Here is a 6,104-nt window from a genome sequence, read left to right as displayed (position 1 = left end):
GTCATGGTCGTGAGAGCCGACCCGCCGCCCGCCCGTGGACAGACAACCCGCGACTCAACGCTTAACGGAGGCTAGACCAAATCAAATCGCTGGCTGCAAATCCGTCCGTCGAACCGGGACAATCTCAAACTACGTCAATTACTTCTCGATCGCCGGACGCTCGTACAAGGTCATACCACAGGTGCTGCAGGTGGACCGACTCAATCCGGACCAGGTTCTCGACAACTATATCCGCACGCCGTCGGGGATCATGGTTTCCGCGCGCACCGTGGCCCATATCGAGACGTCGGTTCAGCCGCGAACGATCAACCACTTCCAGCAATTCAATTCGGCGACGATCTCGGGCGTCAGCGGGCTTTCCCAGGGCGCATTGCTGCCGAAGTTGACAACCATCCTAAAGAAGGTGGCGCCCGGTTATTCGGCCGACTACTCAGGTGAGTCGCGTCAGTTCGTTGAAGAATCCGGAGGATTTCTCGGGCTTTTGCTGTTCTCGATCGTCATCGTGTATCTGGCGCTTGCATTCCAGTTCGAGAGCTTCCGCGATCCAGTTGTCATCCTCTTTTCGGTCCCGCCCGCGCTCTTCGGCGCGCTCGCCTTCATTACCACCGGATTTGCGTCGATCAACGTGTACACGCAGGTCGGCCTGGTCACCTTGTTGGGGCTGATCACCAAGCACGGCATCCTGATCGTGCAATTTGCCAACGAGTTGCAGCGCGCTGGCCGATCTAAACGGCACGCGATCGAGGAAGCGGCGGGGGTACGCCTTCGCCCGATTCTCATGACTACGGCGGCAATGGTGCTCGGCGTCGCTCCGCTGGTGTGGGCTTCCGGTGCTGGCGCTGCGGGGCGGCATGACATGGGGCTGGTGATCTTCGCAGGTCTTGGTGTCGGTACGCTGCTGACCCTGTTCGTGGTACCGGCCATGTATATGTTCGTGGGTAGCACACACGTCCGCGAGGACCACACGCCGAATTCGAAAGTGCCATCCACGCTTTGCAAAGTACCGTAACAGTGAAAGAGACCAAGGACCCGACCGTCGAACATCAGTTCTCCCGAAAATGATTTTCCAACAGCTTTGCATCTGCTGCGCGGAAGCCTTCCATTCCTGGAGGTGCTTATGACTCAAGTCACACTTGCTACGGCACTTCTCGCGTTTCATCGCATTTCGCCACGGCAATAGCAGCACGATAGTCGATTTGCTCGACCTTGTCGTCGACCGTGTGTGGCGTCGCTAGCGAGCGTCGTCGGATGTAACGGCCTCGGCAACTGTCAGCTTGCGAAGCCGATCGCGGCGTAGCTCGAGCCAACCTCGGGCTCAATGGAGCGGTTATACGCGAGTCGCGTTCGCCGGACGGTAGCCAATTGATGCGCTGCGCAGTGCGACAAACCGTCTCAGAACTCGCTCGCCTCGACCGCGTCGAATCGGGTCGATGGCTGAACTGGATCGCGCGACTTGCAATCCTGAAGCCCCTGCCTTCCGGAGGTACCGGATCAATGCAATGGAAAAGGTATATGACAAATTCGCAATCCAACTACGTGGTCGCCATAGATGCAGCGGATCCGTATATCGGTCTCGAGAAGCTTAACGACTCCGCTGTCGACTCATGGGTTCGTACGCAAACGGAACGCACCATGAAAGCCTACGGACACAGCGCAAACAACGACGCGCTGACCAAACGGCTCATCGAGTCTATGATGGCCCAAGACCGCATTGTCACGTGCTCACGCTGGGGCAACTGGGCTTACAACAGTTGGCTTGATGAAGCACATCCACTCGGGTTTGTGCGGCGTACGCCCTGGAAAGCCTGGATCGAGGGGAACCCCGAATGGGAAGTGCTGCTGGAGATCGATGCGATTGACTTGAACAATAGAAACAGCGACGACACCCGGTGGACTTTAGCCGGCTTTCGTCTTATCTACCCTACTGCCGATCGGGCGCTGGTCTTTCTTTCACCCGGCGGGGCGGACGCTCACATCGTGCGCGAGTTCGATATAGGAACGCGCGCGTTTGTCGAGAATGGGTTCGAGCTGCGCGAGCCCGGCCTTCACAGCGTTGAATGGATCGATCGGGAGACGGTCTATGTGAGCTGGGATGACCGTGCGGCAAACGCGGCTCCCACGCTCACGCACGCTGGCTATCCGCGGCAGGTACGGAGATGGAAGCGCGGAACGTCGGTTGAAGATGCGCCGGTGGTGTTCGAATGTGAGATCGACGATTTGTTGGCGTCAGTGTCGTATGACCCGATCCACGCGCGTCATAATGCATTGCGCACGACGACACCCTCCCAATCGCAGCGATTTTGGCTCGATGAGGCGGCTGGCGAATGGCGGCTTTACGATGTGCCGCGCGATGCGGGACTGCTTGAGTGGAACGAATGGCTGTTCGTTAGGCCACGCGTTGACTGGAAGGTCGGTGTGGCGATATATCCGAGTGGATCTTTGTTGGCTATCCGACGTAATGCGTTTCTCGACGGCAACCGCCATTTCACGATGCTTTTCGTGCCTGCTGAAAGGGAGGTATTATCGCGTGTTGAGTTCACGAAGCACTGGCTGGTCGTCTCTCACAAGAGCGAAAGCGTTACCCATGTGACGCTCTGGCGTCCGTCGGCTTTGGCTCACGGAACGTGGGAGGCGCGAGTGTTTCCGTTGCCGGCCGGGTGCGAGGCGTGGATGAGCGCCGTCGACAGCGCTCGCGATGACACAGTACTGATTTGCGTCTATCATTTCCTGACGCCACCTGAGCTGTATCTTGCCGATCTCGCCAGCGATGCCCCTTGGCGCCCGCTGGGACGGGCTCCCGCGCGGTTCGATGCAACCGGATTCGTCGCGCAGCGACGACATGCTACAGCTTCCGATGGCGTGCAGATTCCCTATTGGATCATCGGTCGCAAAGCGGATCTTCAGGGTAACCCTCGGCCTTGCCTGCTCTATGGATATGGCGGATTTAAAGTTTCGCTCGATACGCCTGCCTATGTGGACACCATGGGATTCTCGTGGCTCGAACCGGGTGGCGTGTACGCGATTGCGTGCATCCGGGGCGGGGGAGAATTCGGTCCTGCGTGGCATCTCGCCGCAAAACGCGAGAAACGCCAAGTCGCATTTGACGATTTCATTGCCGTGGCTGAGGCATTGATCTCATCCGGCGTCACCACCCCGAAGCAGCTGGCCATCATGGGGGGAAGCAACGGCGGTCTGCTAACTGCCGCGTGCATGATTCAGCGCCCGGAGCTATTTGGTGCCGTTATCTCGCGAGTGCCCGTGCTCGACATGGCACGCTTTCACCTGCTACTGCGGGGAGCCTCATGGGTCGATGAGTTCGGTGATCCCGACAATCCCGATGACTACGGAATGTTGATGGCTTACTCGCCCTATCACAACGTGAAGCCGGACGTCTCTTACCCGCCGGTTCTGTTCACGTCGTCGTCGACGGACGATCGTGTGCATCCTGGGCACGCACGCAAGATGGTAGCGAAAATGCAGGCACTCGGACATGGCGAAGTCTGGTATCTAGAACGGCACGACGGCGGCCACGGGGCTGGCGTCGAACCCGAAGACATCGCACGCGCATCGGCCATTAGATTTGAGTTCCTGCGGGCGAAGATCGGGGCAGGCTTACGGCCGCTCGCTTGCCTCGGTTCTGACGGACGGACTCAGGAGTCCTTGGTGCATGAGTAACCTCAGCGTCGCGCAGCTATCGCGCTCGTTGCGGTGGCGCTGTTCGGCGTTCTAACGACAGTGTACGCGGAACTCATTGTCATTGCGTCCGGCCCGATGCTCGAGCTTGCATTATGCCGGACAACCGGATCAGGCAATGTGCTAGGCGTGGCAATGACATGCTCACGAATTTCGCGTCTCCCGCCTGGTCGGAGCCATCGCGCTGGCGCTCTTCTGCTTCCTTGTCTTTGGGCTTCCCGCTGTGGGCACCATCGACGCCAGCCATGCGATTAAGGCATTCGACGCGTTCTACCGTTCGGGAGCCTTGGTTTTCGCGGCGGCCATGTCGTGCTACCGGTTTGGGGACGACAGACTGTCGCGACGGGCTGGGGCAGCCCGAACGATCTTCATGCCGGCTATGGAGCCGCCCAGGCCGTCCGGGGCGTCTTTTCACGTTCGCCGCGTTTCTCGGTTGGATGCTGGCAGGGACGCCCAGTCACTTGACAGGCGCGGTCATCCTTGCCCGGTTACGACAAAACCACGATAGCCTCGCCTTCGCGGGGGTGAATGTGAATATTCATGTTGATTGGTAGTGAAAAAAGAGATACATTGTATGTGCCGGGTACAAGCTGTACCGTCGGAACTGAAAGGAGAAACGCCATGGAACCGATCGTGTCCGCAGAGCAGATCGAACAATTTCGCCAAAAGGGTGCCACTGTCCTGAGAGGCGTCTTCTCAGAAGATTGGATAAAGACCGTCGATGCAGGGATTACGAAGAATCTGGAGAAGCCAAGCAGGCCTAACGCCTTTGTCGACGGCGAATCGCGCGGGTTTTTCCAAGACAGCAATAACTGGCGGTGTATCGAGGAGTTTCGCGACTTCGCCTTGAATTCTCCCGCCAAGATCATCGCGGGCGAGTTGATGTGCGCGTCGAAAATTAACTTTCTTCATGACCATGTGCTCGTGAAAAAAGCAGGCGTCAAGAAGCGGACGCCATGGCATCAAGATCAACCATACAGTCCAGTAGATGGCCGCGATTTCTGCACGATGTGGCTGCCGACGGGCGCGGTTTCCGCCGAGACGGCCCTCGAGTTTGTGGCCGAATCGCATGCTTCAGGCAAATGGTACCGACCGCAGCGGTTCACGACCGGATCTCTTCGCGAGGGCGACGATCAGCGGTGGGAGATCCTGCCGGACGTCGAAGCAGATCGAGATCGCTACGAGATCTTGAGGTGGGCTATGAAACCAGGCGACGTAGTGGTGTTCCATGGTCTCACCCTGCATGGAGCGGCAGGAAATAGCGACACGGCCGACCGGCGTGTGCTCTCCACGCGCTGGACTGGTGATGATGCTCGGTTTCAGCGCCGGTCGGGAGAGATGTCCCCCCCGCCTCCGGCCGATGGCGCTCCGCGCGATGGCGATCCCCTGGATTGCGAAGCATTCCCGGTCGTGTGGCGCAGGAATGCGCAGCACGCGCGCTAACCCAAGTCACGCCAGAAGGCGGAGAGGCGCGATCGCGATTGCTGCTTTCGCAAGTCTACAGCCCGGTTTAGGCTTGCAGTTCGAATCGGTGGCGCGGTGTGGAGAAAGTTGCGCGCTCTCATCGGAGCGCGCGCCATTTTCCGTAGTGTGATGCAATGAAACCGCGGCAGGTCGCGTCTTTGCGCAAGCAACGCGTCGTGGTCGTGCGCTCTGTTTGGTCGGCCTTGAGCCGCATGGCGGGAGTCGACGTCCGGACCGCTGTCAGATTCGTCGGGCGGTCGCTCCCAAAGCCTTCGCTTCGGCCGCGCATCGCCCCCATACCAGGGCACTTGGTGCTGAACATGATCCGCGTTTCGGACGACATTTTATCCGTCACCCCACCAAAGATGATAGCCGATGGTGCCCAAAACCGGCGCAAGCCTATCCTGCCATCACTTTTGCAATATCGTTTTTCTGTTGCTTACGTCGACGCTTTCCGTGAGGTCTGCCGGTCGAGTTTGCGGGGTCGTTCATGCCATTCCGTTAGGCACCTGCAGATAGTCTGCTCGCGTCTCCGGTCTGTGCAGACGGCTGGTCGAGTTAGGTTCGTGAGGTCGGCACTGCGAGTTCGTTCCCGTTCGCGCTACAGTTGGTGAGTCCCGGACCACGAATCTGACAAGTGAGCTCCCCCGCGTCGCTGTAATCGGCAGTCAGCGTCTGACTGGTTGCAGCCAGATGTCGGCTCACTCCAGCGGTTTGGTTTGCGATGTGCGGTTAAATAGTCTGTATCGGTGCGCCATAAAGTCGGTGAGTGCGAACGCTGGCGTTTGTCGGCTTCGTTTGTCGCGGTTGCATGTTCTGTGTAAGCACCCGGCAAAGGCGCCTTGAAGCGCAGGAGTTCTGACGCGAGCATCGTGCCCATTAACAACTTTAATGGACAGGTGTACACGATGGAAGAACTGGCAGCGAATCCCGAAGTCGCGGTGCAG

Annotated in this window: 3 protein-coding genes; all 3 read left to right on the top strand. The window is 58.7% G+C overall.

Annotated elements, in window-relative coordinates; genetic code table 11:
* The first annotated feature begins 34 nt into the window (after nucleotides 1-34).
* Complete coding sequence (locus C9I57_RS31945; RefSeq protein ID WP_440130268.1) at nucleotides 35-1,009, top strand: efflux RND transporter permease subunit; 975 nt, start codon at nucleotides 35-37, stop codon at nucleotides 1,007-1,009.
* Nucleotides 1,010-1,512: 503 nt separating this feature from the next.
* Nucleotides 1,513-3,675, top strand: a complete 2,163-nt coding sequence (locus C9I57_RS31940; RefSeq protein ID WP_107154497.1) for a prolyl oligopeptidase family serine peptidase — start codon at nucleotides 1,513-1,515, stop codon at nucleotides 3,673-3,675.
* A gap of 639 nt (nucleotides 3,676-4,314) precedes the next feature.
* Nucleotides 4,315-5,136 (top strand): phytanoyl-CoA dioxygenase family protein, encoded by an 822-nt coding sequence (locus C9I57_RS31935; RefSeq protein ID WP_107154496.1) that lies wholly within the window; start codon nucleotides 4,315-4,317, stop codon nucleotides 5,134-5,136.
* Nucleotides 5,137-6,104 lie beyond the last annotated feature (968 nt).

The organism is Trinickia symbiotica (genome assembly GCF_003028655.1).
In the GTDB taxonomy this organism is placed as follows: Bacteria; Pseudomonadota; Gammaproteobacteria; order Burkholderiales; family Burkholderiaceae; genus Trinickia; species Trinickia symbiotica_A.
This window is presented reverse-complemented; position numbering and strand designations above follow the sequence as displayed.